This window comes from Bacillus sp. IT-79MI2 (assembly GCF_949768135.1).
Taxonomy (GTDB): domain Bacteria; phylum Bacillota; class Bacilli; order Bacillales; family Bacillaceae_G; genus Bacillus_A; species Bacillus_A pseudomycoides.
Window position 1 is genome coordinate 143729 of record NZ_CATKPV010000051.1, and the last position, 26576, is coordinate 170304.

The following is a 26576-nucleotide window of genomic DNA, read 5'->3' on the forward strand; positions in this document are numbered from 1 at the left end:
TGTATCATTTTATTGATTGCTTAGTGCGGAAAACACAAAATGAAATTGGATGGAGGAAACCGATGCCTACCCCTAGTATGGAAGATTATATTGAACAAATTTATTTGTTAATTGATGAAAAGGGATATGCCCGCGTATCTGATATTGCTGAAGCGCTTAGTGTACATCCATCCTCTGTAACGAAAATGGTACAAAAGTTAGATAAAGATGAGTATCTAATTTATGAAAAATATAGAGGGCTTGTATTAACATCAAAAGGGAAAAAAATCGGGGAGCGTCTTGTATATCGTCATGAGTTACTAGAACAATTTATGCGTATCATCGGTGTGGATGAAAGTAAGATCTATAATGATGTAGAGGGAATTGAGCATCATTTAAGTTGGGAAGCTATTGACCGCATTGGTGATTTAGTGCAATATTTTGAGCAAGATGAACTTCGAATTGAAACACTTCGCGGTGTTCAAAAAGCAAATGAAGAGCAGGGGAAGTAAAGGGAACGAGAGGCGTTTCCTTTTTTGTTTAGAAGAGGAATTTACTTTATTTAAGTTGAATGTATAGAGATGTGAAAAATTGTTTTGTAAAAGGCGGGATCGGAATGAAAGCAATTATTTTTGACTTTGATGGATTAATTGTAGATACAGAAACAATTTGGTTCCAAGCTTTTCAGGAAGTAATTCGCGAATATGGTGGAGATTTGTCTCTAGAAGAGTTTGCAAAATGTATTGGAACAACAGATGAAGTGCTTTATACATATATTGAACAACAATTGAAAGAGCAATTTAATAAGAACTTGCTAAAAGAAAAAGTTTCGGCTTTACATCAAGAGAAAATGAAAATACCAGTAGCCCGTGATGGTGTGAAAGAATACTTAGAAGAAGCAAAAGGTCTTGGAGTAAAAATTGGTTTAGCTTCTAGTTCTTCAAGAGAATGGGTTGTTGGGTTTTTAGAAGATTTAGGGATTCGGGAGTATTTTGAAGTTATTAAAACGAAAGAAGATGTGGAGAAAGTAAAACCAGATCCAGCACTGTATAAAGCGGCTATTGAAGAACTGAAAATTGATTCTTCAGAAGCTGTTGTGTTTGAGGATTCAGTAAATGGATTGAAAGCAGCGATTGCGGCAGGATTAAAATGTGTCGTTGTTCCAAATGAAGTTACAAAGGCTTTGCAGTTTGAAAATCACCATCTTCGCTTAGGAAGTATGAAAGAAAAAAGCTTAACAGAAGTACTTCAATATGTGAGGGAGCATAAATAAAAGAAAGACCGCATTTCCTAAAAAGAAGCGCGGTCTTTCTTTTTATTTTTTTTACCTTCAATCACGGTTAAATGAGATTGTTTTCGTTTCCTTTTTAACAATGATGAATTGCCTTTCTTAACTTTGTCATCAGAAGCATTTCGTTTTAATAAAGAATTGCTTAGGGGTGCTACGTTTTGTTTTCCGTATTTTCGGTTCGATTGTTTCGCAGCACGCTTATAAGAGTTTTGCGAATTGGCGGAACCGCTGGAACTTGTAAACATTTTATATAATAAATAAAAGACACCAACAACAAGTAACATGATGACAATGTTTTTTACCATTCCGTATGGATTCGTAATTGCAGATGATACGAGACCGAATATTGCTAACCCAATAATAAGCATGAATAAAGCGAACGTAAACGAACGACCGTTCATAGGGAACACCTCCTAAATAACATATATTAAAATTAGTATATTAGCGACAAGGGAAGGAGTTGAGTACCATTTTAAAAAAATTATTAGTGTTTTTCTTCTAAACGTAATAATTCTTCAAAGGATGCAATTGCAACTTCAACTTGATCATCTTCTGGTTCTTTTGTTGTTAATAGTTGAAGCCATAACCCTGGGTATCCCAATGCGCGCAAAATCGGAATATCTCGTAATCGATTTGTAAACTGCAAGACTTCAAAAGAAATCCCTAGAACAACTGGAATTAATAAAATTCGATTTACCACTCTGACCCAAAGGGGATCAGTTGGAACAAGAAAGTAGACAAACATTCCGATAATGACTGTAAATATAATAAAACTACTACCGCAACGATAATGGAGACGAGTTTGTTTTTGTACATTTGCTACTGTCAGCGGAAGATTGTTTTCGTAAGCATTGATGACCTTATGTTCCGCACCGTGATATTGAAACACACGCTTAATGAGCGGAGTTAGTGACACAATATATATATAGCTCAGTAAAAGGATGAGCTTAATGATGCTTTCGACAATAATTTGCCCAGTGTGAGATGGGAAAATCGGTCGTGTCAATTCCGCTAAAAGTGCGGGAACTGCTGTGAAAATGACTTTGCCGAATATGAACGATAAGACTCCGACGGCGGCTACTCCTAATATCATCGTTAATTTTGATTGCTCTTCTTTCTTGTGTGCGAGTTGTTCATCGTCTGCAGGATGAACGTCAAATCGTTCCGAAGCAAAGTTTAAATGTTTTGCTCCATTGGCACTTGCGTCAACGATAGCGGCGATACCACGTAGAAATGGAACTTTCTTTAGCATAGATAATACTTTATTCCGCACGCGTGGTAATCGATAAAATTCGATTGATTTATCTTTACGACGAACCGCTGTAACAGTATATTCTCTACCACCAAACATAACTCCTTCTATGACCGCTTGCCCACCGTATATTTGTTTTGTCTCCTCTGCCATGTTAACACCAACCTGTATTTGTTTCTCTCTTATGTAGAAAAGAGGCAATTGTCACACTTGGTTCTGTCATTGTGAGATTTGACAATCACCGAGTTTCCTTTATTTTATCGACAAACACAAGCTGCTGACAAGGAAAAATGTTACGGAAGCCAGACATTTCTTATTCTTTTTATAGACAAATTTCGCATGATTTAAACATGCTTCAAAATAGTTTCGGACATACTAGTAAGCGGAGGTGTCGATGTGAAGCAAGAACAATCAATAACAAAAAACATTGTACAGATTGGTTTATTTGGTGGTGTTTTTTGGGGATGCATATGGTATTTTCTTCATATTTTTTCATTTACAGAAGCCGGACCAAACTATTTGCTTTTACCATTTGCGTTTGGATCGTGGAAAGAAGGAGTTTGGGGAAATGTATTGGGTATTGTTTGTATAGGGCTTCTTTCTATTTTAGTGGCATTTCTCTATAGGGCTCTTTTCAAAAGATTTGAAGGGGTACTACCGGGAATACTCTATGGACTGTTTTGGTGGGGCATTTTATTTTTCGGACTGGGTTCTATTGCACCTGTTATCAAAAATGCACTTCATTTACCGAAAGAAACAATTGTCACAACAATATGTATTTTTATTTTATACGGTGTGTTTATCACATATTCTGTTTCATTTGAAGCGAACAATGCGAATCAAGGGGAAGGGCTGGAGTAGACAAACTATTCAAATAAGTGACTCCTGTGTTAGAATGTTGTATAGACATTTTTTATATTAAGGAGTTTAAAGTATATGAAAAAAGTACTCCTCGTTAACGGTCCTAACTTAAATCGTCTCGGTGTTCGAGAGGTAAATGTATACGGAAAAGGAACGTTAGCGACGCTTGAAACAGATATGAAACAAGAAGCAGAGAAAATGGGAGTGGAGTTAGAATGTTTTCAATCGAATCATGAAGGAGCAATTATTGATATTATTCATGAGGCGGATGACATATATGAAGGAATCATTCTAAATCCGGGTGCATTTACGCATTATAGCTACGCGATTCGAGATGCTATCGCAAGTGTTTCGATTCCAGTTATTGAAGTACATATTTCTAACATCCATCAACGTGAGTCGTTTCGTCATGAATCTGTGACAGCGGCTGTTTGTGCGGGACAAATTGTTGGATTTGGTTTTTATGGCTATAAGCTAGCGCTATTTGCATTAATGGAGAAATTGAGGGAGGTATAAAGTAATGGAAAAGATCGAGAGATTAAGAAGTGCGTTTGATGAGGCTGGTATTGACGGTATCGTATTAACGAATGAACATAGCCGTAGATATATGGCGAATTTCACAGGAACAGCTGGTGTTGTATTAATTTCAAAAGAGCGTGCTCTATTTATTACAGATTTCCGTTATGTAGAGCAAGCTAGTAAGCAAGCGGTTGGATATGAAATAGTACAGCATTCAGGATTAATTCTTGATGAGGTTGCGAAACAAGTTAAAGAACTTGGAATTCAAAAGCTAGGCTTTGAGCAAGATACTCTTACATATAGCTCTTACGTAACGCATAATGAAGCGATCGAAGCTGAATTCATCCCAACTTCTGGGCTTGTAGAAAAGTTACGCTTGATAAAGACTGATTCAGAGATTAAGATATTAAAGGAAGCTGCACAGATTGCAGATGCTGCCTTTGAGCATATTCTATCATTCATTCGCCCAGGCGTATCTGAAATTGAAGTGTCAAATGAACTTGAATTTTTCATGAGAAAACAAGGAGCAACATCTTCTTCGTTTGATATTATCGTTGCTTCAGGTCTTCGTTCGGCATTACCACACGGCGTGGCATCTGAAAAAGTGATAGAAAAAGGAGATTTCGTTACATTAGACTTCGGCGCTTATTACAAAGGATATTGCTCTGATATTACTCGTACGATTGCAGTCGGTGAACCATCTGATAAATTAAAAGAAATTTATACTATCGTTTTAGAAGCACAACTACGTGGTGTGAACGGTATTAAAGCTGGTTTAACAGGTCGCGAGGCTGATGCATTAACGCGTGATTACATAACGGAAAAAGGATATGGTGAATACTTCGGACACTCTACTGGTCATGGAATCGGTCTTGAAATCCATGAAGCACCAGGTTTAGCGTTCCGTTCTGATACAGTACTTGAACCAGGTATGGCTGTAACAGTAGAACCAGGTATTTATATTCCAGGTGTTGGCGGGGTACGTATTGAAGATGATATCATTGTAACGAGTGAAGGTAATGAAGTAATTACGAAATCACCAAAAGAACTTATTATTTTGTAATACACAGGAGGATTTTTTTACATGATTTCAGTAAACGATTTTCGTACAGGTTTAACAATTTCAGTGGACAATGCCCTTTGGCAAGTACTTGATTTCCAACACGTAAAGCCAGGTAAAGGTGCTGCGTTCGTTCGCTCTAAACTACGTAACCTTCGCACAGGATCTGTTCAAGAGAAAACATTCCGTGCAGGTGAAAAAGTAGAAAAAGCACATATCGAAAACCGTCGTATGCAATACTTATACGCGAGCGGTGAGTCTCACGTATTTATGGATAACGGAACTTATGAGCAAATCGAACTTGGCGAAAACCAAATCGAGCGCGAACTTAAATTCCTAAAAGAAAACATGGAAGTAGCAATTATGACATACCAAGGCGAAGTACTTGGTGTTGAACTTCCAAACACAGTTGAGTTAAAAGTTGTAGAAACAGAGCCTGGTATTAAAGGTGACACAGCTTCTAACGTAACAAAACCAGCTACATTAGAAACTGGTCTTGTTGTACAAGTACCGATCTTCATTAACGAAGGCGAAATGCTTATCATCAACACTGGTGAAGGTAAATACGTTTCTCGTGCATAGTAGAAAAGCACTCGTGATTACACGAGTGCTTTTTTTATAGGAAGTAGGGAAGATAGTAAATTGCGGTTATAACAAAACTAACTGTGACGAGTGAAAGGGTACCTGCAATATATGGAGTGAACACGATTTGAAACGGGCGTATTTCACCAGTTTCAACACCGGTAAAAGTTTTATTCGTTGCATGATCCATATTGTTATTTCTAAAGTTACTCATAATAATTAACCATGTAATTGCAAATATAGCTAAACTGCCAAGGAAAAAGCTCTCCATAAATGACCAACCGACCATTTTTGAAAAAAGATAAATAATAGCTAATTCTACTACAATTGTTAAACTAATTTTCAATACCTTCATATTTTCCCCCCTCATTTTGTGCTTCCAACCAATTTGAAAATTTCTCACGTGATACAACATGCAGTACGCAAGGTGACTTTACTTCTTTCTCCAATGCAGCATGTTCGTCTGGAAATTGTTTTTCCACATGTAATGAAATGTAAGGTAGTTTTTCTTGTGCTTTTAACGAACGAATGTTAGTCGTTTTAGCACCGGCAAATACGTATGTAAGTTGCAAGTCTAAAAAAGCGATTTTAAAGATCTCTTTTTTAGCAGCTTCGTTATATCCTCTTCCCCAATATTGATAGCCGAGCCAACTTCCAATATGTGAGTACTTTTGTTCGTAATTAATGTGTTTAAGTGTAGTGAGGCCAATTATTTCATTTTCTTCATTTACAACCACTCTTGATACGGAGTGTTTTTTTCGTTCCTCTCCAATTGCAAAAAGAATGAATGTTTTTGTATCTTCCACTGATTCTACTTTTAGCCCTAATGCATTTTTTACATGTGGATTGCTTGATAGTTCAAAAATCACATTTGCATATCGTAAATCGAGTGGTAATAAAGTAACTTGCTTCATCGTCTATGCTCTTTTTCTATTAAATATACCATAAAACAATATGAATATTCAGATTTAAATAAAATCGATAGAGAAAAATTATGTTTTTACTTCTGAAATAGACAACCTCTGCATATGGTTGTACAAATATATTCTTTTTGGAATAAGGGTTTTGTTAGTGAACTGAAAAGTAATTGGTAGGAGAGAAGGTGGGAGAATGAAACAATGGCTGGCGGCAATGGAAACATCCGTGCTTGTCATGGGATTGCTTCGGTTGTTTTCAGGTAGTGCGGAGATATTCGCCGCTTTGCTTATGCTCTATGTGAATGATGCGAAAAAAGCATTGTTCATAAATGGTATGTTGGCATTTGTTGGACCGACTGTATTAATTTTAACGATGTCGATTGGCATTGCGAGCGTTGCAAATGAAATTTCTTTTTTGAAGCTCTTTTTTCTAACTCTCGGAATTGGCTGTATTTTTATTGCAGTGTTGAAATAGTAAGTCAAGTATGGTGGGGAGAAGCAGATGAAAGAAGTATTAGAGGTTTTACCAAAAGCGATGAAACAGTTTATTGAAGGCTGTGAACAATATAGCGCGTTAGAAGAAATTAGGGTTCGGATAGGAAGGCCACTTGAATGTATTGCTCGTGGAGAAGTGTTCTTTTATGACTATGTCGTTACAGCAGAGGATGCAATCTACTTATTAAATAAGCTTAGTCAATATTCTATTTATACGATGGAAGAAGAGTTAAAGCGTGGGTATGTTACTTTGCGCGGTGGTCACAGGATTGGCTTAGCTGGAAAAGTAATTACAGAGAAAAGTGCAGTGAAGATGATTCGAGATGTGTCATCATTTAATATTCGAGTTGCCCGTCAAAAAATTGGGATAGCTGAGCCACTCTTATCTTATTTGTACGACTCACGTTGGTTAAACACAATGGTAATTGGTCCGCCGCAAACAGGAAAAACAACACTTCTCAGGGATGTGGCACGTTGTATGAGTCAAGGAGTTCGTTCTTATAAAATTCCTTCTTGCAAAGTGGGGATTGTTGATGAGCGCTCAGAAATTGCCGGGTGTGTAAAAGGGATTCCGCAATATGAGTTTGGTCCACGTGTTGATGTGCTGGATGCGTGTCCAAAAGCAGAAGGAATGATGATGATGATTCGTTCTATGAGTCCGGATATATTAATAGTGGATGAAATTGGGCGTATGGAAGATAGCGAAGCAATTATGGAGGCAGTCCATGCAGGTGTTCAGCTTTTTATAAGCGCTCACGGATTTTCTTTTGATGATGTAATGAAACGACCATCTTTAAAGGCTGTGATGGAGCTTGGCGTGTTTGATCGCTTTATTGAACTATCAAAAGCGAAGGGACCTGGAACTATTGTTCAAGTCAAGGATGGAGATGGAAAGCCTGTTCAAAGGCGAGGAAAGGTTCAAAGCGTATGGTGAAAATATTTGGTGCGGTGTTAATTGTAGCGGTGAGCACTTTCTTTGGTTTTTCGTATGCCAAAAGATATAGTGAACGCCCGCGTCAACTTAGGCTTTTAAAAGCAGCGCTGCAATCGTTAGAAGCTGAAATCATGTATGGGCATACGCCCTTATCAGAAGCAGCAGAGCGCTTAGTAAAACAAATGCCAAAGCCTTTAAACTGGATATTTCAAAGTTTTTCAAAGCGACTAGAAAGCGGCGAACAAACAGTTAGAGAGGCTTGGCTTGAAAGTTTACAAGAAAATTGGAAACTCACTGCATTTAAACAAACTGAATATGAGATTTTGCAGCAATTTGGTGAAACGTTAGGGCAGCATGACCGTGAATCGCAGCAAAAGCATATTCGCTTATGTATTACGCACCTAGAAAGAGAAGAGGGTGAAGCGAAAGCACTTCAACTTCAATATGAAAAGATGATAAAGAGTTTGGGTGTACTAGCAGGACTACTTATCGTAATTTTACTGCTATAGGGGGGAGAAAGACGATGTCCATCGATGTTGGATTAATATTTCAAATCGCCGGAATCGGCATTGTTTTAGCTTTCATTCATACAGTACTAAAAGAGTTAAAGCGGGAGGATATTGCAAATTGGGTGATTCTTGTCGGTTTTGTCGTTATTTTATTTCATGTTGCATTTTTGATTAATACTTTGTTTGACAAGATTAAAAGTGTCTTTCTCTTCCAGTAAAGGAGGCGGTTCGAATCGAGATTTTACAAATTGTCGGATTGGGCCTCGTCGCGACATTTTTAGCAGCTGTGCTAAATCAACATAAATCTAGTATCACTTCTTTGTTTATTGTGTTCATCGCGAGTGTCATGTTTCTGCTGCTAATCGATCAAATTCATTCTATTTTAAGAATGATTGAGCGAGTTGCAAGTGAGGCGAAAGTAAGCAATGTCTATGTAGAGACACTGCTGAAAATTATTGGAATTGCTTACATTGCTGAGTTTGGGGCACAAATTACAAAAGATGCTGGTCAAGGTGCAATTGCTTCAAAAATTGAATTAGCAGGGAAAATTTTAATTCTTGTTATGGCTATTCCTATTTTAACGGTTGTAATTGAAACAATTCTTGGTTTTTTACCTACGGGATAAGGGGGAGTGAATGTTGCAAAGGTTTGGAGCTAAGCTGCTGTTTGCTTGCTTCCTTTTCTTTTCTTTACCAATTGTCGTACAAGCTTCTCCTGTAGAAAAAACCGTCGTAGATCAACAATTGGATAAACTCGGAATCGAAGATGTGAAGCAGTTTTGGGACGGGCTTGTCACAAAATATGGAGGTTATTTACCAGAGAGTCAAAAGGGAAGTTTTATGGAATTTGTAAAGGGCGAAAAGGAATTTTCTATAAAAGAATGGATGATAGGGCTATTAAAATATTTATTTCATGAGCTTGTTGCAAATGGAAAGCTACTTGGAACGCTCATTATGCTCACAATTTTCAGTGCATTATTACAATCATTACAATCTGCCTTTTCGAAGAGTAGCATAAGTAAAATTGCAGATGCCGTTGTATACATGGTGCTAATTATTTTTGCTTTAAATAGTTTTTATGTAGTAATGACGTATGCAAGAGAAACGATTCAAACGATGGTAGATTTCATATTAGCTTTACTTCCTATTCTCCTAGCACTCATAGCGACCGGAGGTGGGGTTGTATCAGTATCCTTCTTCCATCCGATTATCATTTTTTTAATGAATACAAGTGGGCTGCTTATGAACTATATTGTTCTTCCGCTCTTATTACTTGCGACCATCTTAAGCATTGTAAGTACAATGAGTGATCAATATAAAGTTACGAAATTGTCCAAGCTCCTGCAAAATGTAAGTGTTGGGATTATTGGTATCTTTCTAACAGTATTTCTAGGCGTATTATCTGTGCAAGGGACAGCGACAGCAGTTGCTGATGGTATAGCTGTTAAAACAGCGAAGTTTGTAACGGGGAATTTTATTCCTGTGGTAGGGCGGATGTTTACAGAAGCGGCGGATACTGTTATTAGCGCCTCTGGGTTATTAAAGAATACGGTCGGGATTATCGGGCTTGTTATCTTATGTTTAATCGTTGCTTTTCCAGCGATTCAAATCTTTTGTATCGCGTTTATTTATAAATTCGCAGCGGCAGTACTACAGCCAGTTGGCGGAGGAGCTATTATTAAATGTTTAGATATTATAGGAAGAAGTATCATTTATGTATTTGCCTGCTTAGCTATCGTATCCTTTATGTTCTTTTTAAGCATTACTATTATTATTGCCGCGGGGAACATTACCCTCATGATGCGATAGGAGGTGACGAGTATGCAATTTGTTACAGAGTGGATTAGAAATATTATCGTCTTTTTGCTCTTAGCGACGATGCTGCATCTTATCCTTCCTAATTCAAATTTACAAAAGTATGTCAAATTTGTTGTGAGCTTATTGTTAGTCGTTTTAATCTTGACACCGCTATTTAAGTTATTACAAACGGATGTAAATGAAGTGATTGCGAATTTTAATCAAGAAAAATACGTAGCGGACGGATCGATAAAAAATTCAATTGATACAAAGAAAAAAGAAATACAAGCCCTAACACGTGCATATAGTTTAGAAGAGATGGCTGTCAAAATGAAAAAAGAAGTTGGAAAAGAATTTGAGAAAAAGTATGGCGTGACAGTGTCTGAAATAAAAATAATTGCAGCAGAAACTAAGGGAGAAGTAAAAGCGGCAAAAGATATTCAATCTGTTATTGTGACGCTAAAAGAAGCTGAAGTGAAGAAAAACGATGCAATTGAAACAGTAAAGCCAGTTGAAATTAATACGAGAGCGCCTCGGAAAACTTCGAAAGAAACAAATGTGGAAATGAAACAGTTCTTTTCAAGCAGGTGGCAGCTAGAGGATAAACAAATCCAAGTTCAAATGGAGGGGGGACAGGTAGAGTAAATGGACAATAAAGATAAAAACTCGAAATTCTCATTTTTTCGCAACTTATTGAAAGGGGACGAAAAAGATGATAAGGAGAAAGGGAAAAAAGTAACACCTAAGTTTTTGCTTGTCCTACTCATACTTGGAATGTTGCTTATGTTTTTTAGTAATTTCTTTCAACCGAAAAAAGAAGAAGTGCCTGTGTTTAAAGAAAAGACAAGTCAAGATTCAGAAAAAGAAGTGCCGACTTTTGGACAAAAAAAGAGCGAGAACATGTCAGCTGTAGAAAAATACGAAAAAGCATATGAACAAGAATTGAAAGCGGCATTAGAAGATATAACAGGGGTTAAAGATGTGTCTATTGAAGTGAATTTGGACTCATCAGAAGAAAAAATACTTGAAAAAAATATTGTGAAACGATCGCAAACAACAGGTGAAACAGATAAAACTGGAGGGAAAAGACAAGTTGAAGATGAATCAACTGATGAAAAAACGGTGATTATACGCGAAGGTGATAAAGAAACCCCGATTGTATTGCGAACAGAGAAACCAAAAGTGAGAGGTGTCCTTGTCGTAGCAAAAGGGGTGGATAATATACAAGTAAAAGCAATGGTAAAGGAAGCGGTGACACGTATGCTTGATGTACCATCACACCGCGTAGCAGTACTACCAAAAAAGGGTTAGGGAGGAAATGAAGTGTTGAAAAAACAAACAGTTTGGTTACTAACAATGCTAAGTTTAGTTGTTGTGTTATCTGTTTATTATGTAACAACGCCTGACAAAATGAATACTGCAACACCAACAGCGGGTGAAAAGGTTGGACAAGAAAAGCAAGGTGTTGAAAAAGAAGTGACAAAAGAAACGACAAAAGAAACATCTAATAAAGAAGCTACTCCAAAAGAAACAACGAAAGAAACATCGGGCAAAGAAACAGAGAAAAAAGATGATAGTAAAAAAGAGACAAGCAAAAAAGAAGGCAATGTAACAGTTCAATCAAGTGATGAAAACTTTACAGCACTTCGTTTGAAAATGGAAGATCAACGCAGTGCAGAGAAAGAAAAATTACAAGATGTTATGAAATCAACGAAATCTTCCGCTGAAGAAATAAGTAAAGCGAAAGATGAATTAAACGCAATCGATCAGATGGAAACAAAGGAAGGGTTGCTTGAAACAGTTATTAAATCACAAGGTGGCTATAAAGATGCGCTTGTAAGGGCTGATGGAACTGATATTAAAGTAACAGTAAAAGCTACGAAGCATTCTCAAAAAGAAGCAAATAAAATTATCCAACTTGTTCGTGCTGAGGCAGGATCCAAGGATGTAGGCGTCAAGTTTGATCCAGTAAAATAAAATTTAAATATGTATTACGAGCTATGATAAGCTGGAGGATTACTACTCGCGAACAGCCGGATAGAAAAAGCTATCGTTTTCGATAGCTTTTTTCTATTTCATCTTTTTGTGCTATTTCAATGTTTTCTCCTCGGAAAGGAGAAATGCGCTGAGAGTAAAAAATTAAAGGTTCGTGGTAATGGTGGTTGCTTTTTCCGTATTTTATATGAGTGAAGACAACGATGAGCCAGATTAATACAGCTGGTAAGAACAAGATGAGCCATATCATGTTTCTGCACCTCACTATTAAGATATTTTACTTTACTTTGAACATACTATTCGTATGTGAAGGAAGGATGAACGGCTTGTAAATAAAAAAATAATATTTTGTAAAATATGTTGTTGTACATAGTTAAAATGAGATGAGAATAATAAGTCAGGAGCTCTATATTTTAAATGGAAAAAGAGAAAAAACATGTTTTTTATGAAGTGGTCTTGCCAATTTTGAGTGAAACTTGGTATTATTACTAGGTAATAAATTATTTAGTGGAATAATATTTTTTACAGGAGTTTCGATTTATCGTAAAGAAATATAAATTGGAATGTTGAAAATATTTATCGTAAGATGAGAGTAGCAAAAGTTTCTATTAGTAAATGTTATAGGAATGATTTCTCTAGTAGAATGAATCGTATCTTTACAGACAACATAGTTTGCTTTTATATGTTCAGTATCTGTAAGAACGGGACAAACAAGTGTATGGGAGTGGATTTTATATGTTTAAAATTCAAGAAGTTCGTGAATTAATTAAGTTAATTGATAGCTCTAACATTGATGAATTTGAATACAAAAAAGATGGTACGACAATTAAAATGAAAAAGCGTGGGAATGAAGTTGTGTCTGTACAGACAACACCAGTAGTGAAACAAGCATTACAAACGCAAGCGGTAGAAATGGAAACAGCCGTAGCAGCGGCGCAGGTAGAAGCACCGAAGCAGGAAGAGAAGAAAGCTGTTCAAGATGAGAATTTACATACAATCACATCACCGATGGTTGGAACATTCTATGCCTCTTCTTCACCAGATACGCCTGCATATGTAAGTGTTGGGGATCGCGTTTCAGAAGGTACAGTCGTTTGCATCGTTGAAGCGATGAAGCTTTTTAATGAAATTGAAGCAGAAGTAAATGGAGAAATTGTTGAAATTCTTGTGAACAACGGACAACTTGTTGAGTATGGACAACCGCTATTTCTTGTAAAAGCGTAATAAGGGAGTCTTTGTGATGATAAAAAAAGTATTGATAGCCAATCGTGGGGAAATTGCTGTGCGAATTATTCGTGCTTGCAAAGAGATGAATATTGAAACAGTAGCTATTTATTCAGAAGCGGATAAAGAATCACTTCATGTGAAAATCGCAGATGAAGCGTATTGCGTTGGGCCAACAATGTCGAAAGAAAGCTATTTAAATTTGACGAATATTATAAGCGTTGCAAAATTAACGGGTTGTGATGCAATTCACCCTGGTTATGGATTTTTAGCCGAAAATGCTGATTTTGCAGAACTATGTCGTGAATGTAACTTGATTTTTATCGGACCTAGCCCAGAAGCAATTTCAAAAATGGGTACAAAAGACGTTGCGCGTGATACAATGAAAGAAGCAGGGGTTCCAATTGTACCAGGTTCACAAGGGATTATAAAAAACACAGAAGAAGCGATGGAACTTGCAAATCAAATTGGATATCCCGTTATTATTAAAGCAACTGCAGGCGGCGGCGGAAAAGGTATTCGTGTTGCACGTCATGAAGAGGAGCTTATAAAGGGAATTCAAATTACACAGCAAGAAGCTAGTACCGCTTTTGGAAACCCTGGTGTATACTTAGAAAAGTACGTTGAAGATTTCCGCCATGTTGAGATTCAGATAATGGCAGATGCACATGGCAATGCGATTCATTTAGGAGAGCGTGATTGTACAATTCAGCGCCGTTTGCAAAAACTATTAGAAGAAAGTCCTTCTCCTGTTCTTGATGCAAATATTCGTGAGAAAATGGGTGAAGCGGCAGTAAAAGCAGCGGTAGCGGTTGATTATACAGGTGCTGGCACGGTTGAGTTTATTTATGAATATAAAACGAAAAGCTTTTACTTTATGGAAATGAACACGCGAATTCAAGTAGAACATCCAGTTACAGAGATGGTAACAGGGATGGACTTAATTAAAGAGCAAATTCGTGTTGCTTCAGGAGAAAAGTTATCGCTACAGCAAGAAGAAGTACAATTTAAAGGTTGGGCAATCGAATGTCGAATTAATGCGGAAAACCCTGCCAAAAACTTTATGCCATCTCCAGGGAAAGTGGAAATGTACTTACCACCAGGAGGATTTGGTATTCGCGTCGATTCAGCTGTTTATCCTGGTTATTCAATTCCACCTTTTTATGATTCGATGATTGCGAAATTAATTGTTCACGGAAAAACACGTGAAGAAGCAATTGCAAAAATGAAGCGAGCACTTAGTGAATTTGTCATTGAAGGCGTACATACGACAATCCCGTTCCATTTACAATTGCTAGATCATCCTGATTTTATAAAAGGGGAATTTAATACTAAATTTTTGGAAGAGCATGAACTTGTGACGCAGTGATACATTTAAAGGAGGTTTTTTTCATGGCTGAACATATGTTAGATATGGGTCAAGATACAACCCTTGGAAAAGTAGAAATTGCACCAGAAGTAATTGAGGTAATTGCAGGTATCGCAACTGCTGAAGTAGATGGCGTAGCGGCAATGCGCGGCAACTTTGCTACAGATGTTGTTGAGAAGTTAGGAAAGAAAAATCACGGTAAAGGCGTGAAGGTTGAATTAGTAAACGACGATATTATCGTTGACGTTTATGTTGTCATGTATTTTGGTGTAGCAATACCAGTTGTTGCACAAAAAATTCAAGATAATATTCGCCAAGCACTCTTTACAATGACGGGTCTTGAGCCGAAAGAAGTAAATATTCACATCGTTGGCGTAACATTCGAAACGCAAAAAACAGAAATCGAGCCAGTATAAGAATGAGAAGGTGCCTTGTCAAATGGGCACCTTTTTTCTCGTTTTATCTCTTCTTACACAAAACCTTCGAATTATTATACTATTTTAAAAAATGAGAAATATAAAAAGGGAATGATGCGTTTTTTCAAAAAACGTACATTGTGATAGGATATGGAACTTGAAGTTAATCTTTTTATTATTTTTCAGCCTTGTAACTCGTGTATGAAATGATAAATTGTGTTATTATCATTGTATTATAAGGTTGAAAAATCAATGAAAACTGTAAGAGTAAGTAAATTGACGGCTTATAAATTATAACAATATAACAAAACATAAGGAAAGACTTGAAGTATAAAGGAGAGTTACAATGAAACGTAGGACGGCTAGAGAAAGAGCCATGCAAGCATTATATCAAATGGATATTACTGGAGAATTAGAGCCGAAAGTAGCGGTGGAAAATACGCTAGAAGAAGGCGAAGAAACAAATGAGTTTTTAGAATCACTTGTTGTTGGTTTTGTAGAACATAAAGAAGCAATTGATGAAGCAATTCGTCAAAATTTAAAAAAGTGGAAATTAGAACGTATTAGTATTGTGGATCGTAGTATTTTACGTTTAGCTGTGTATGAAATGAAGTACATGGAAGAAGTTCCACATAACGTAACAATTAACGAGGCAATTGAAATTGCCAAAACATTTGGGGATGAGGAATCTCGTCGTTTTATCAACGGCGTTTTATCTAATATAAAAGATACACTGTAATTTCTTTAAGGGGGAATCTTAAATGGTAGCAGTAATCATCAAAGGAAATGAAGTTGCGGAGAAAAAACGAGCACAATTAAAAGAAGAAGTTGTGAAGTTGAAAGAGCAAGGGATTGTACCAGGATTAGCGGTTATTTTAGTTGGAGAAGATCCAGCATCTCGTTCTTATGTAAAAGGAAAAGAAAAAGGCTGTGAACAAGTTGGGATCTATTCAGAGTTAATTGAGTTTCCAGATACAATTACAGAAGAGCGTTTGTTAGCTGAAATCGATCGCTTAAATGAGGATGACCGTATTGATGGAATATTAGTACAATTACCTTTACCGAAACATATTGAAGAGAAAGCTATCATTGAAAGAATTTCACCTAAAAAGGATGTAGATGGATTCCATCCAATCAGCGTTGGCCGTATGATGACGGGGCAAGATACATTTCTTCCATGTACACCACATGGCATTGTGGAGTTAGTAAAAGAAACAAATCTTGATATTTCAGGAAAACACGTTGTTGTAATTGGAAGAAGTAACATTGTTGGAAAACCAGTAGGACAGTTATTTTTAAATGAAAATGCGACTGTAACATACTGTCACTCCAAAACGAAAAATATAAAAGAATTATCAAAGCTAGCTGATATTCTAATTGTCGCTGTTGGAAGAGCGAAGATGGTAACAGCTGACTATATAAAAGAAGGCGCAGTTGTAATTGATGTTGGTGTCAATCGTCTAGAGACAGGGAAATTATGCGGTGATGTTGATTTTGAGAATGTATTAGATATTGCTGGCTATATTACACCGGTACCAAAAGGAGTCGGTCCAATGACAATTACAATGCTCCTTCATAATACAGTAGAATCTGCAAAACGCGCAGGAGTTGTTTGTAAATAATTTGAATCGGCTATGAGGAGAGAAAGATGGAAAAGCAATATTTAACCGTTACAGCATTAACACGCTATATAAAAACAAAAATAGAGTATGACCCGCATTTGCAGTCTGTTTGGTTAAAAGGAGAAATTTCAAACTTTAAATGTCATAGCCGTGGCCATATGTATTTCACATTAAAGGATGAAAATGCAAGAATAGCAGCGGTTATGTTTGCGGGTCATAATCGCAATATAAAATTCAGACCAGAAGATGGGATGAAAGTACTTGTAAAAGGGAAAATCTCTGTCTATGAAGCAAGTGGTTCATACCAAATTTATGTTCATGATATGCAGCCTGATGGAATTGGTAATCTTCACTTAGCTTATGAGCAATTAAAGGTTAGGCTAGAGGAGGAAGGGTTGTTTTCTCAAGTGTATAAACAGCCAATTCCTGCATATGCAACAACAATTGGTGTCATTACATCACCAACGGGAGCGGCGATTCGTGATATTATAACGACGATTAAACGCCGTTATCCAATTGGGAATGTGATTGTATTTCCGGTACTTGTACAAGGGGAGTCTGCGGCTCCCTCAATTGTACAAGCGATTCAAACAGCGAATGAGATGAAGGATATAGATGCTTTAATTGTCGGTCGTGGGGGCGGTTCCATTGAAGAGCTATGGGCCTTTAATGAAGAAATAGTTGCACGGGCGATTTTTGCAAGTGAAATTCCAATCATCTCGGCAGTTGGACATGAAACAGACTTTACAATTGCTGATTTTGTAGCAGATTTACGTGCACCAACCCCAACGGCAGCAGCAGAACTTGCAGCACCAAATATAATTGAATTACAAGAGAAAGTGTTACAACGAACCCTTCGCCTGCAAAGGGCAATGCGAGAGATGTTACATAAAAAGCAAGAACAACTGCAAACACTTCAAAAATCGTATGCGTTTCGTTATCCAAAGCAAGTGTATGAGCAAAAAGAAGAACAGTTAGATCGTACTCTTGAACAGCTTATTTTAGTGAAAGAACGCTATGTAGAGAAAAAGGTAAATCAGTTAAAACAGCTCTCATTTTATTTGGAGAAGCATCATCCCTCTCAAAAGATTGTACAAACAAAAACAAGGGTAGAAACGTTGCAAAAGCAATTGCAACGTGAAATGCAAACATTACTGCAAACGAAAGAGTTTGCGTTTATGAGGGCGGCTCAAAAATTAGAGGCACTAAGTCCACTTAAAGTAATGATGAGAGGATATGGGCTCGTATATAGTGAAAAAAAGCAAGTGTTAAAAAGTGTGAAAGATGTCGACCTTGGTGATGTTGTTTCAGTACAATTACAAGATGGAGTGTTAGATTGTAACGTATCGGGCATAGAGGAGCGTGAATTGAACAATGGAAAATAAATTAAGCTTTGAAGAAGCAATTTCTCAGCTTGAACATCTTGTTTCTAAGCTCGAACAAGGCGATGTTCCTTTAGAAGAGGCGATTTCATATTTTAAAGAAGGTATGGAGTTGTCTAAGCTATGTGATGAGAAATTGAAAGATGTACAAGAACAAATGGCAGTTATCCTTGGAGAAGATGGAGAACTTAAACCATTTACTGCTGTAGGAGATGAAGCATAGTGGCATATGTAGCTTTTGATGCTTTTGTGAAAGAAAGTAAAACTTTCGTCGAGGAGCAACTTGCACGCTATGCAAATCAATTACAATGTCCAAATGTACTTCGCGAAGCGATGACATATTCATTGGAAGCAGGCGGAAAGCGTCTTCGTCCGTTACTTTTATTTGCAACGTTGCAAGCGTTTGAAAAGGAAAGAGAACTGGGCATAGGAGCAGCTTGTGCTCTTGAAATGATTCATACCTATTCGTTAATTCATGATGATTTACCATGTATGGATGACGATGATTTAAGACGGGGAAAACCAACAAACCATAAAGTGTTTGGTGAAGCGATGGCCGTTTTAGCGGGAGATGGCTTGTTAACACATGCTTTCCAAGTAGTGACAGCGTATCATCATCAAGACATTTCTACAGAAACAAAGCTAAGACTTGCGCTTGAACTTGCAAAAGCAGCTGGACCAGAAGGAATGGTTGCTGGACAGGTAGCGGATATGGAAGCGGAAGGCAAGCGTCTTGAGCTTAGTGAATTAGAATATATTCATAAGCATAAAACAGGGCGGTTATTAGAATATGCCGTGCTTGCAGGAGCGGTACTTGCAGGAGCAACACCAGAACAAGAGAAGAAACTACTTGCATTTGCAAAATATATTGGTCTGGCTTTCCAGATTCGAGATGATATTTTAGATGTAGAAGGTACGGAAGAAGAAATTGGAAAACCAATTGGTAGTGATGCTTCCAATGAAAAAAGTACATATACGACGTTATTTACTATAGATGAGGCAAAATGTATCTTAGAAGAAACAATTGTTAAAGCGAAAGATGCGATAGCATCTTTACAATTACAAGATGAGTATTTATTATCTATTTGTGATTTGATCGCAAAGCGTAATAACTAATGTAAGAACGTTTTCATTTGTTGAGTCATTTATTATTTTGTGGTATAAATGTAGAAAAAGGTTTTTCTTTTCTTGTTATTGGCAAAAATATATCTAGATTACGTTGCCGTTATCACTTTGTGTTAGCGGCTCTTTTTTCATCGGATAGAGGAGCTATGATTCATGTAGGCTTCTTACTTGAAAGGGATACTTCGTTTTCTAAGAACGTAGAGAAAGATGACGAATTGTCTGTTCAAGCAGGATAGAAAATAGGAATGATATTGAAGAATTTCTTGTGTTGTGCAAATATTTTTTGTGATATTTGACATATTGACAGATTATGAAACGAAAGTGAGTGATCCATGTGGATCTAACGCAAATTCAAAACCCTAGTTTTTTGAAAGATATGTCTATCAGCGAACTAGAGGCATTGAGTGAGGATATTCGGAAGTTTTTAATTGAAGAGCTCTCTCAAACAGGTGGACATATTGCTCCTAACTTAGGTGTAGTAGAACTCACAATTGCTCTGCATAAATTATTTGATAGTCCAAAAGATAAATTTTTATGGGATGTAGGACATCAATCCTATGTGCATAAGATTTTAACAGGGCGTGCAAAAGAGTTTGGCACATTAAGACAATATAAAGGTCTATGTGGTTTCCCAAAACGTTGCGAGAGTGAGCATGATGTATGGGAAACAGGTCATAGTTCGACTTCATTATCTGCTGCAATGGGAATGGCTTTAGCACGGGATTTAAAGAAAACGAAAGAGTGTATTATACCAATTATTGGGGATGGTGCTTTGACTGGTGGAATGGCTTTAGAAGCATTAAACCATATCGGGCATGAAAAAACAGATATGATTGTTATCTTAAATGATAATGAAATGTCAATTGCTCCGAATGTTGGAGCTCTTCATAACGTTCTTGGTCGCCTGCGTACAGCTGGAAAATATCAATGGGTGAAGGATGAACTAGAGTATTTACTCAAGAAAATTCCAGCAGTTGGCGGGAAAGTTGCAGCAACCGCAGAAAAAGTAAAAGATAGCTTAAAATATTTACTTGTATCAGGTGTCTTCTTTGAAGAGTTAGGGTTTACATATTTAGGTCCTGTTGATGGGCATAGTTATGAAAACTTATTTGAAACGCTTCAATATGCAAAGAAAACAAAAGGCCCGGTACTTGTTCATGTGATTACGAAAAAAGGAAAAGGCTATAAACCAGCAGAGAGCGATGTGATTGGAACTTGGCATGGAACAGGACCATATAAAATCGAATCTGGTGATTTTGTAAAGCCAAAAGAAGTTGCACCGGCGTGGAGTGCGGTTGTAAGTGAGACAGTTCGGAAGCTTGCAAGAACTGATGAGCGTATCGTTGCGATTACACCAGCAATGCCAGTTGGTTCTAAGCTTGAAAAGTTTCATCAAGAATTTCCAGATCGTATGATTGATGTGGGAATTGCTGAGCAACATGCCACAACGATGGCCGCTGGGATGGCAACGCAAGGAATGAAGCCGTTTTTAGCGATTTATTCAACATTCTTACAACGTGCATATGACCAAGTTGTTCATGATATATGCCGTCAAAATTTAAATGTCTTCATTGGAATTGACCGTGCTGGATTGGTCGGAGCAGATGGTGAAACGCATCAAGGTGTATTTGATATCGCGTTTTTACGCCACTTGCCAAATATGGTGCTCATGATGCCAAAAGATGAAAATGAAGGGCAGCATTTAGTATATACGGCAATGCAATATGAAGATGGTCCAATTGCCCTGCGTTATGCGCGCGGAAATGGACTTGGAGTTAAAATGGATGAAGAACTCAAAGCTATTCCAATTGGTACATGGGAAACCTTAAAAGAAGGTACGCAAGCAGCAATCTTGACATTTGGTACAACGATTTCGATGGCGCTGGAAGCGGCGGAGCGTCTCGAAAAAGCTGGAGTTTCAGTGAAAGTCGTGAATGCTCGTTTTATTAAGCCGATGGATGAATCATATTTACATGAACTCCTAGGCAAGAATATGCCGATTTTAACAATTGAAGAAGCTTGTTTAATCGGTGGATTTGGTACAGGTGTAGTAGAATTTGCTACTGAGCATGGGTATCATAGTGCTTTAATCGAACGAATGGGAATTCCAGATCATTTCATTGAACACGGTAGTGTTACAAAGTTGTTAGAAGAAATTGGTTTAACGACAGATGCTGTTGTAGACCGTATTCATACAATGATTCCATCAAAACAAAAAAGGGCGTAACAAATGAGTGTAAAAAAAGAAAGAGTAGATGTACTATTAGTAGAACGAGGACTTATAGAAACGCGTGAAAAGGCAAAACGCGCTGTTATGGCGGGTCTTGTATATGCAAATGAAATGAGACTCGATAAACCAGGGGAAAAAATCCCGCAAGATACACCGATTACGGTAAAAGGACAAGTTATGCCATATGTGAGCCGTGGCGGTTATAAGTTAGAGAAGGCATTAGAGACTTTTCATCTTGATTTACAAGATAAAATTATGTTAGATATTGGCTCATCAACTGGTGGCTTTACAGATTGTGCGCTGCAAAATGGTGCGAAGTTATCTTACGCTTTAGATGTAGGGTACAATCAACTTGCTTGGAAGCTTCGTCAAGATGAGCGCGTTGTTGTTATGGAACGGACGAATTTTCGTTATGTAACACCGGCTGATTTAGAGCGTGGCTTGCCGCAGTTTGCTAGCATTGATGTTTCGTTTATATCGTTAAAATTAATTCTTCCAGTCTTAAAAACGATATTGACTCCAAATGGTGATGTTGCGGCTTTAATTAAACCACAATTTGAAGCTGGAAGAGAGCAGGTCGGGAAGAAGGGCATCGTTCGTGATCGTAAAGTTCATGAAGCTGTCGTAGAAATGATTGTTGATTTCGCAATAAAAGAAGGGTATGATGTTGAAAACTTAACATTTTCTCCAATTACAGGTGGGGACGGAAATATTGAGTTTTTAATTCATTTAAAGTGGCATGGTGAACGTGAGATTGGCGAAAAACATTCTCTGGTTTCTGTAGAGCAAGTTGTAACAGAAGCTCATGAGGTCTTAAAACAAAAAGGGAAAGAGGAATAACGGTTGTTGTTCCTCTTTTTGCTGGAATTGTATAATGATTGTAAAAACAATTATGTACAAGTAAACGATTATAAGTTAACATAAATAAGTGAAGTATACCAATATTTAAACTATGGTAAGAGATAGTGTGAGGTGCAAATGTATGAATAAAGGTCAGCGCCATATTAAAATCAGAGAAATTATCGCGAATAAAGAAATTGAAACGCAAGATGAACTAGTTGATATTTTGCGTAATGAAGGCTTTAATGTAACGCAAGCAACTGTATCACGTGACATTAAAGAGTTGCACTTAGTAAAAGTGCCATTGCATGATGGTCGCTATAAATATAGCTTACCAGCAGATCAACGATTTAACCCGTTGCAAAAATTAAAACGTAATCTAGTCGATTCGTTTATAAAGTTAGACACAGCAGGACATATGCTTGTGTTAAAAACATTACCTGGTAACGCGCACGCGCTCGGAGCACTTATTGATCATTTAGAATGGGATGAGATTATTGGAACCATTTGTGGTGATGATACTTGCTTAATTATTTGCCGTACGCCTGAGGATACAGGTGTTGTATCAGATCGTTTCTTAAATATGTTGTAACAAAAGAATCTTGTTTACTCCTTTGCTAAAAGCAGAAAGTAAACAAGATATTTTTTATTATAGGAAAAATAGATGAATGTGAAGTGAAATATGGTGTTTTTCTAGAATGAAGTTAGGAAATCGATGGATTGACCCGTAAAACAAATGTTTGGTACAATGGAGCGGGCTAGAAGAGTAATTTATACATACAATATATATGATAAACGCAGAGTGAAAAGCGCTTAGCGAAAGCCCTTTTTAGGGGATTAGTTTATAACGAGGTGAATGGGGCATTGTTATCGGAATTATCGATTAGAAACTTTGCTATTATTGAGTCATTAAATATTTCTTTTCAAAAAGGTTTAACAGTTTTAAGTGGTGAAACAGGTGCCGGAAAATCAATTATTATTGATGCAATCAGCTTACTTGTTGGTGGCCGGGGTTCAGCAGAATTTGTTAGATATGGAACAGAAAAAGCTGAAATTGAAGGTTTATTTTATATAGAGGATGATAAACATCCATGTATTACGAAAGCTGAAGAGCTGGACATTGAAATTGAAGATGGGATGATCATTTTAAAACGTGACATCGCTGCGAATGGAAAAAGTGTATGTCGTGTAAATGGTAAACTTGTTACATTGAGTATATTAAAAGAAATTGGGAAAACACTTGTTGATATTCATGGACAACATGAAACGCAAGATTTGATGAATGAGGAACGCCATTTGTTTATGCTCGATCATTTCGACGGAAATCGTATCGTGAACCAATTAGAAATATATCAAGATGTATATGGTGAATATGAGCAGTTAAAAAAGCAACTCAAATCTTTAACAGAGAATGAACAGCAGATGGCACATCGCTTAGATTTAATTCAATTCCAGCACGAAGAAATTTGTAAAGCGGATTTGAAAGTCGATGAAGAAAATGAATTGACAGAAGAGAGATTAAAAATTTCCAATTTCGAAAAGATTTATAAAGCGCTTGGTGATGCATACCGTTCATTAAGCGAAGATGGTAGTGGACTTGATCATGTACGAAATGCGATGGGACAAATGGAGAGTATTACACACCTAGATGAGGCGTATCAAGAGAACCATGATTCGATTGCAAATAGCTACTACTTATTAGAAGAGGTTGCCTATCAGCTCCGTGAAAAGTTAGATATGATGGAGTATGATCCGAATCGTTTAGACGAAATTGAAACACGTTTGAATGAAATTCGTATGCTAAAGAGAAAGTATGGAAATACTGTAGAAGAGATTTTAGCGTATGCTGATAAAATAGAGCAAGAAATTTTTACAATTGAAAATAAAGATGTACATATTGAAACGACGAAAAAGAAATTAAAAGAATTAGAAAGCGTAATTTTGAAGGAAGCAACGATACTGAGTGATATGCGTCATCAACTTGCAGACCATCTTACAAGCGCAATCCACCAAGAATTAAAAGAACTGTATATGGAAAAAACGAAATTTGAAGTGAGGATTAAGAAAAAAGAAGGAAGCAATGATGATCCACTTGTAGAAGGGGCACCAGTGAAACTTACGGCAGATGGATACAATCATGTGGAATTTTATATTTCAACAAATCCAGGTGAACCATTAAAGCAACTTTCAAAAGTAGCTTCTGGTGGAGAATTATCCCGTATTATTTTAGCTCTGAAAAGTATCTTTTCTAAACATCAAGGTGTTGCATCTGTCATTTTTGATGAAGTAGATACGGGAGTGAGTGGACGAGTGGCACAAGCGATTGCGGAAAAAATTTATCGTGTATCTGTAAACTCGCAAGTACTTTGTATTACGCACTTACCTCAAGTAGCATCGATGGCGGATTCACATTTATTTATTCGTAAACAAGTTGCAAATGATCGGACGATTACATCAGTTACTGTATTAAGTACAGAGGATAAGGTGACGGAGATTGCTCGAATGATTTCTGGCGTGGAAATTACCGATTTAACGACGGAACATGCGAAAGAGTTACTTACGCAAGCACATCGTTTTAAACAGACAGCAGAGGCTATCCAATAATGGATAGCTTTTTTGCTCAAATGACGATTTCTTGATTCTTCCGGTTATAAACAAAGCGTTACAAGGAGAAATTAAAAGATGAAGTCGTTAGGCTGAATGTGGGGTAGGAGCGAGGAGAGTGAACGAATTGAAATTAGAGCAATTCCGAAAAATAATAGGTCTTTGCCTCCTTGTTTCATTAATTTTTATGGGATGTTTTAAACCGCTTCGTACGTTTATTTCATCCCCGAAGCAACTCGTTATTTTTGAGGGTCAACAATCCGAAATAGCATCATTTCCAGTTTTCCAGGCTTCATCGACAAATCATCATGTTTTTACAGTGAGTTCAAATAAAGAACAGAAATCTGAACTTGTAGTAAATTCGCATCAAAATGGTGAAGCGGATATGGTTTTTCAACTTGCTGGATTTCCAGTAAAAAAGGTAAATGTGAAAGTATTAAAAGATTTTAAAGTGATTCCAGGTGGGCAATCAATTGGAGTGAAATTGAATACAAAAGGTGTACTTGTTGTTGGACATCATTTAATTCAAACAGAGAGAGGGAAAGTATCGCCTGGGGAAATGGCTGGTGTACAAGTTGGGGATATGATTACCGAAATTAATGGAAAAACAATTGAAAGAATGAGCGATGTGGCACCTTTTATTCATGATAGCGGAAAAACAGGTGAACCGCTTAACCTCGTCTTATTACGAGATGGTAAGTATATTCGTACGAAACTAACACCAGAAAAAGATAATGGTGAATCGTCTTATCGGATTGGCTTATATATTCGTGATTCAGCTGCTGGTATTGGAACGATGACTTTTGTTCATCCGGATTCGATGAAATATGGAGCGCTTGGTCATGTTATTTCTGATAATGATACGAAGAAACCAATTCAAGTAGAAGATGGACAGATTGTTCGTTCGACAGTTACTTCTATTGAACGCGGTAGTCATGGAAATCCAGGAGAAAAATTAGCAAGATTTTCACCGGATCGTGAAGTGATTGGTAATATTACAACAAATAGTCCTTTTGGTATTTTTGGTAAATTAAATACAGGTATAAAAAATGGCATAATGGATGAAGCAATGCCGATTGCATTGTCTCATCAAGTGAAAGAAGGGCCAGCGAAAATATTAACAGTTATCGATCAAGATAAAGTAGAGGCATTTGATATTGAAATCGTAAGCACGGTACCACAAAAGTTCCCAGCTACAAAAGGAATGGTTGTAAAAGTTACAGACAAACGTTTGTTGGCTAAAACAGGTGGTATTGTTCAAGGGATGAGTGGTAGTCCGATTGTTCAAAATGGAAAAATGATTGGTGCTGTTACACATGTATTTGTGAATGACCCAACTTCAGGGTATGGTGTCCATATTGAATGGATGTTACATGAAGCTGGAATTAATATTTATGAGCAAGAGAAAAAAGCAAGCTGATGTTAGTCAGCTTGCTTTTTTCTTGAGAAATTCGTTGAAATTTTGTAAAAGTTCCGCAAGAGCTGTTTTTTGTTGTAAAATAAAAGAAAAGAGTGAACGTTTCGTTGTAAACCTATGATGGAATGTGTAAAGAAAGAAAATAAATGAACGATAA

33 protein-coding genes and 1 pseudogene are annotated in these 26576 nt (G+C 37.0%); 29 read left to right on the top strand and 5 right to left on the bottom strand.

Annotated elements, in window-relative coordinates; genetic code table 11:
• Nucleotides 1-62 precede the first annotated feature (62 nt).
• Nucleotides 63-491 (top strand): transcriptional regulator MntR, encoded by a 429-nt coding sequence (gene mntR, locus ACM6HU_RS07490; protein WP_016116280.1) that lies wholly within the window; start codon nucleotides 63-65, stop codon nucleotides 489-491.
• A gap of 104 nt (nucleotides 492-595) precedes the next feature.
• Nucleotides 596-1252 (top strand): HAD family hydrolase, encoded by a 657-nt coding sequence (locus ACM6HU_RS07495; RefSeq protein ID WP_016132002.1) that lies wholly within the window; start codon nucleotides 596-598, stop codon nucleotides 1250-1252.
• Between the two features lie 17 nt (nucleotides 1253-1269).
• Here ACM6HU_RS07495 and ACM6HU_RS07500 read toward each other — a convergent pair whose 3' ends face one another.
• Together ACM6HU_RS07500 and ACM6HU_RS07505 are read right to left on the bottom strand one after the other, a co-directional pair.
• Nucleotides 1270-1671, bottom strand: coding sequence for an SA1362 family protein (locus tag ACM6HU_RS07500; RefSeq protein WP_016116278.1), 402 nt, complete (start codon nucleotides 1669-1671; stop codon nucleotides 1270-1272).
• Nucleotides 1672-1754: 83 nt separating this feature from the next.
• Nucleotides 1755-2675 carry a DUF1385 domain-containing protein gene (locus ACM6HU_RS07505; RefSeq protein ID WP_016116277.1) on the bottom strand — a complete coding sequence of 307 codons (921 nt, stop codon included), beginning with the start codon at nucleotides 2673-2675 and terminating at the stop codon, nucleotides 1755-1757.
• Between the two features lie 243 nt (nucleotides 2676-2918).
• On the opposite strand from ACM6HU_RS07505, the gene ACM6HU_RS07510 reads away from it, so the two are divergent.
• From ACM6HU_RS07510 to efp, 4 genes are all read left to right on the top strand, one after another.
• Entirely contained in the window at nucleotides 2919-3383 is a 465-nt protein-coding gene (locus ACM6HU_RS07510) for a YqhR family membrane protein (RefSeq protein WP_016116276.1), read from the top strand.
• A gap of 75 nt (nucleotides 3384-3458) precedes the next feature.
• Nucleotides 3459-3899 carry a type II 3-dehydroquinate dehydratase gene (aroQ, locus tag ACM6HU_RS07515; protein ID WP_016116275.1) on the top strand — a complete coding sequence of 147 codons (441 nt, stop codon included), beginning with the start codon at nucleotides 3459-3461 and terminating at the stop codon, nucleotides 3897-3899.
• Nucleotides 3900-3903: 4 nt separating this feature from the next.
• Nucleotides 3904-4965, top strand: a complete 1062-nt coding sequence (gene pepQ / locus ACM6HU_RS07520) for a Xaa-Pro dipeptidase (RefSeq protein WP_016116274.1) — start codon at nucleotides 3904-3906, stop codon at nucleotides 4963-4965.
• Nucleotides 4966-4986: 21 nt separating this feature from the next.
• Nucleotides 4987-5544, top strand: a complete 558-nt coding sequence (efp, locus tag ACM6HU_RS07525) for an elongation factor P (RefSeq protein WP_016116273.1) — start codon at nucleotides 4987-4989, stop codon at nucleotides 5542-5544.
• A gap of 34 nt (nucleotides 5545-5578) precedes the next feature.
• Here the strand turns inward: efp and ACM6HU_RS07530 are convergent, their stop codons facing one another.
• On the bottom strand, nucleotides 5579-5899 hold the full coding sequence (locus ACM6HU_RS07530) for a hypothetical protein (protein ID WP_016116272.1): 321 nt from the start codon (nucleotides 5897-5899) through the stop codon (nucleotides 5579-5581).
• Nucleotides 5880-6458, bottom strand: a complete 579-nt coding sequence (locus ACM6HU_RS07535; protein WP_016116271.1) for a GNAT family N-acetyltransferase — start codon at nucleotides 6456-6458, stop codon at nucleotides 5880-5882. The genes ACM6HU_RS07530 and ACM6HU_RS07535 overlap by 20 nt, the downstream gene beginning before the upstream one ends.
• 196 nt (nucleotides 6459-6654) lie before the next feature.
• On the opposite strand from ACM6HU_RS07535, the gene ACM6HU_RS07540 reads away from it, so the two are divergent.
• The 9 genes and pseudogenes from ACM6HU_RS07540 to ACM6HU_RS07580 all read left to right on the top strand — a co-directional run bounded on the left by ACM6HU_RS07540 (nucleotide 6655) and on the right by ACM6HU_RS07580 (nucleotide 12172).
• Entirely contained in the window at nucleotides 6655-6936 is a 282-nt protein-coding gene (locus ACM6HU_RS07540) for a YqhV family protein (RefSeq protein ID WP_003200251.1), read from the top strand.
• A 27-nt stretch (nucleotides 6937-6963) separates the two neighbouring features.
• Entirely contained in the window at nucleotides 6964-7890 is a 927-nt protein-coding gene (spoIIIAA, locus tag ACM6HU_RS07545; protein ID WP_016116270.1) for a stage III sporulation protein AA, read from the top strand.
• A complete protein-coding gene (spoIIIAB, locus tag ACM6HU_RS07550) occupies nucleotides 7884-8399 on the top strand; it encodes a stage III sporulation protein SpoIIIAB (RefSeq protein WP_016131997.1) in 516 nt (171 codons plus the stop codon). The genes spoIIIAA and spoIIIAB overlap by 7 nt, the downstream gene beginning before the upstream one ends.
• Nucleotides 8400-8413: 14 nt before the next feature.
• The gene (gene spoIIIAC / locus ACM6HU_RS07555) at nucleotides 8414-8617 is read left to right on the top strand and encodes a stage III sporulation protein AC (protein WP_000020914.1); all 204 of its coding nucleotides are present in this window, start codon (nucleotides 8414-8416) and stop codon (nucleotides 8615-8617) included.
• Nucleotides 8618-8637: 20 nt separating this feature from the next.
• Nucleotides 8638-9024 (top strand): stage III sporulation protein AD, encoded by a 387-nt coding sequence (spoIIIAD, locus tag ACM6HU_RS07560; RefSeq protein ID WP_077293892.1) that lies wholly within the window; start codon nucleotides 8638-8640, stop codon nucleotides 9022-9024.
• A 10-nt stretch (nucleotides 9025-9034) separates the two neighbouring features.
• Nucleotides 9035-10207: a stage III sporulation protein AE gene (spoIIIAE, locus tag ACM6HU_RS07565; protein WP_016131996.1), complete on the top strand. Its 1173-nt coding sequence runs from the start codon at nucleotides 9035-9037 to the stop codon at nucleotides 10205-10207.
• A 12-nt stretch (nucleotides 10208-10219) separates the two neighbouring features.
• Nucleotides 10220-10851: pseudogene (gene spoIIIAF / locus ACM6HU_RS07570) on the top strand (stage III sporulation protein AF).
• The gene (spoIIIAG, locus tag ACM6HU_RS07575; protein WP_016116265.1) at nucleotides 10841-11506 is read left to right on the top strand and encodes a stage III sporulation protein AG; all 666 of its coding nucleotides are present in this window, start codon (nucleotides 10841-10843) and stop codon (nucleotides 11504-11506) included. The pseudogene spoIIIAF and the gene spoIIIAG overlap by 11 nt, the downstream one beginning before the upstream one ends.
• 12 nt (nucleotides 11507-11518) lie before the next feature.
• Nucleotides 11519-12172, top strand: coding sequence for a SpoIIIAH-like family protein (locus ACM6HU_RS07580; RefSeq protein ID WP_016116264.1), 654 nt, complete (start codon nucleotides 11519-11521; stop codon nucleotides 12170-12172).
• A 70-nt stretch (nucleotides 12173-12242) separates the two neighbouring features.
• Here the strand turns inward: ACM6HU_RS07580 and ACM6HU_RS07585 are convergent, their stop codons facing one another.
• Nucleotides 12243-12440 (bottom strand): hypothetical protein, encoded by a 198-nt coding sequence (locus ACM6HU_RS07585; RefSeq protein ID WP_016116263.1) that lies wholly within the window; start codon nucleotides 12438-12440, stop codon nucleotides 12243-12245.
• A gap of 485 nt (nucleotides 12441-12925) precedes the next feature.
• Between ACM6HU_RS07585 and accB the strand changes: the two genes are divergently transcribed.
• The 14 genes from accB to spoIVB all read left to right on the top strand — a co-directional run bounded on the left by accB (nucleotide 12926) and on the right by spoIVB (nucleotide 26422).
• Nucleotides 12926-13414, top strand: a complete 489-nt coding sequence (gene accB / locus ACM6HU_RS07590; protein WP_016116262.1) for an acetyl-CoA carboxylase biotin carboxyl carrier protein — start codon at nucleotides 12926-12928, stop codon at nucleotides 13412-13414.
• A 16-nt stretch (nucleotides 13415-13430) separates the two neighbouring features.
• Nucleotides 13431-14783, top strand: coding sequence for an acetyl-CoA carboxylase biotin carboxylase subunit (gene accC, locus ACM6HU_RS07595; RefSeq protein ID WP_016116261.1), 1353 nt, complete (start codon nucleotides 13431-13433; stop codon nucleotides 14781-14783).
• Between the two features lie 23 nt (nucleotides 14784-14806).
• Nucleotides 14807-15199 carry an Asp23/Gls24 family envelope stress response protein gene (locus tag ACM6HU_RS07600; RefSeq protein ID WP_003208459.1) on the top strand — a complete coding sequence of 131 codons (393 nt, stop codon included), beginning with the start codon at nucleotides 14807-14809 and terminating at the stop codon, nucleotides 15197-15199.
• Nucleotides 15200-15545: 346 nt separating this feature from the next.
• Nucleotides 15546-15938, top strand: coding sequence for a N utilization substance protein NusB (gene nusB / locus ACM6HU_RS07605; protein ID WP_016116260.1), 393 nt, complete (start codon nucleotides 15546-15548; stop codon nucleotides 15936-15938).
• 22 nt (nucleotides 15939-15960) lie between these two features.
• Complete coding sequence (gene folD / locus ACM6HU_RS07610; protein WP_016116259.1) at nucleotides 15961-16821, top strand: bifunctional methylenetetrahydrofolate dehydrogenase/methenyltetrahydrofolate cyclohydrolase FolD; 861 nt, start codon at nucleotides 15961-15963, stop codon at nucleotides 16819-16821.
• Between the two features lie 26 nt (nucleotides 16822-16847).
• On the top strand, nucleotides 16848-18206 hold the full coding sequence (gene xseA, locus ACM6HU_RS07615) for an exodeoxyribonuclease VII large subunit (RefSeq protein ID WP_016116258.1): 1359 nt from the start codon (nucleotides 16848-16850) through the stop codon (nucleotides 18204-18206).
• Nucleotides 18196-18426 carry an exodeoxyribonuclease VII small subunit gene (gene xseB / locus ACM6HU_RS07620; protein WP_016116257.1) on the top strand — a complete coding sequence of 77 codons (231 nt, stop codon included), beginning with the start codon at nucleotides 18196-18198 and terminating at the stop codon, nucleotides 18424-18426. Before xseA ends, xseB begins: the two co-directional genes overlap by 11 nt.
• Nucleotides 18426-19319 (top strand): polyprenyl synthetase family protein, encoded by an 894-nt coding sequence (locus ACM6HU_RS07625; protein ID WP_003200224.1) that lies wholly within the window; start codon nucleotides 18426-18428, stop codon nucleotides 19317-19319. The genes xseB and ACM6HU_RS07625 overlap by 1 nt, the downstream gene beginning before the upstream one ends.
• Before the next feature lie 20 nt (nucleotides 19320-19339).
• On the top strand, nucleotides 19340-19564 hold the full coding sequence (locus tag ACM6HU_RS07630) for a hypothetical protein (RefSeq protein ID WP_097969008.1): 225 nt from the start codon (nucleotides 19340-19342) through the stop codon (nucleotides 19562-19564).
• 98 nt (nucleotides 19565-19662) lie between these two features.
• Nucleotides 19663-21555, top strand: coding sequence for a 1-deoxy-D-xylulose-5-phosphate synthase (dxs, locus tag ACM6HU_RS07635; RefSeq protein ID WP_016133250.1), 1893 nt, complete (start codon nucleotides 19663-19665; stop codon nucleotides 21553-21555).
• Nucleotides 21556-21558: 3 nt separating this feature from the next.
• Nucleotides 21559-22398, top strand: coding sequence for a TlyA family RNA methyltransferase (locus ACM6HU_RS07640; protein WP_016116256.1), 840 nt, complete (start codon nucleotides 21559-21561; stop codon nucleotides 22396-22398).
• Nucleotides 22399-22540: 142 nt separating this feature from the next.
• Nucleotides 22541-22990 carry an arginine repressor ArgR gene (argR, locus tag ACM6HU_RS07645; protein ID WP_016116255.1) on the top strand — a complete coding sequence of 150 codons (450 nt, stop codon included), beginning with the start codon at nucleotides 22541-22543 and terminating at the stop codon, nucleotides 22988-22990.
• Between the two features lie 272 nt (nucleotides 22991-23262).
• A complete protein-coding gene (recN, locus tag ACM6HU_RS07650; protein WP_016116254.1) occupies nucleotides 23263-25002 on the top strand; it encodes a DNA repair protein RecN in 1740 nt (579 codons plus the stop codon).
• Nucleotides 25003-25120: 118 nt separating this feature from the next.
• A complete protein-coding gene (spoIVB, locus tag ACM6HU_RS07655; RefSeq protein ID WP_016116253.1) occupies nucleotides 25121-26422 on the top strand; it encodes a SpoIVB peptidase in 1302 nt (433 codons plus the stop codon).
• Nucleotides 26423-26576: the final 154 nt, after the last annotated feature.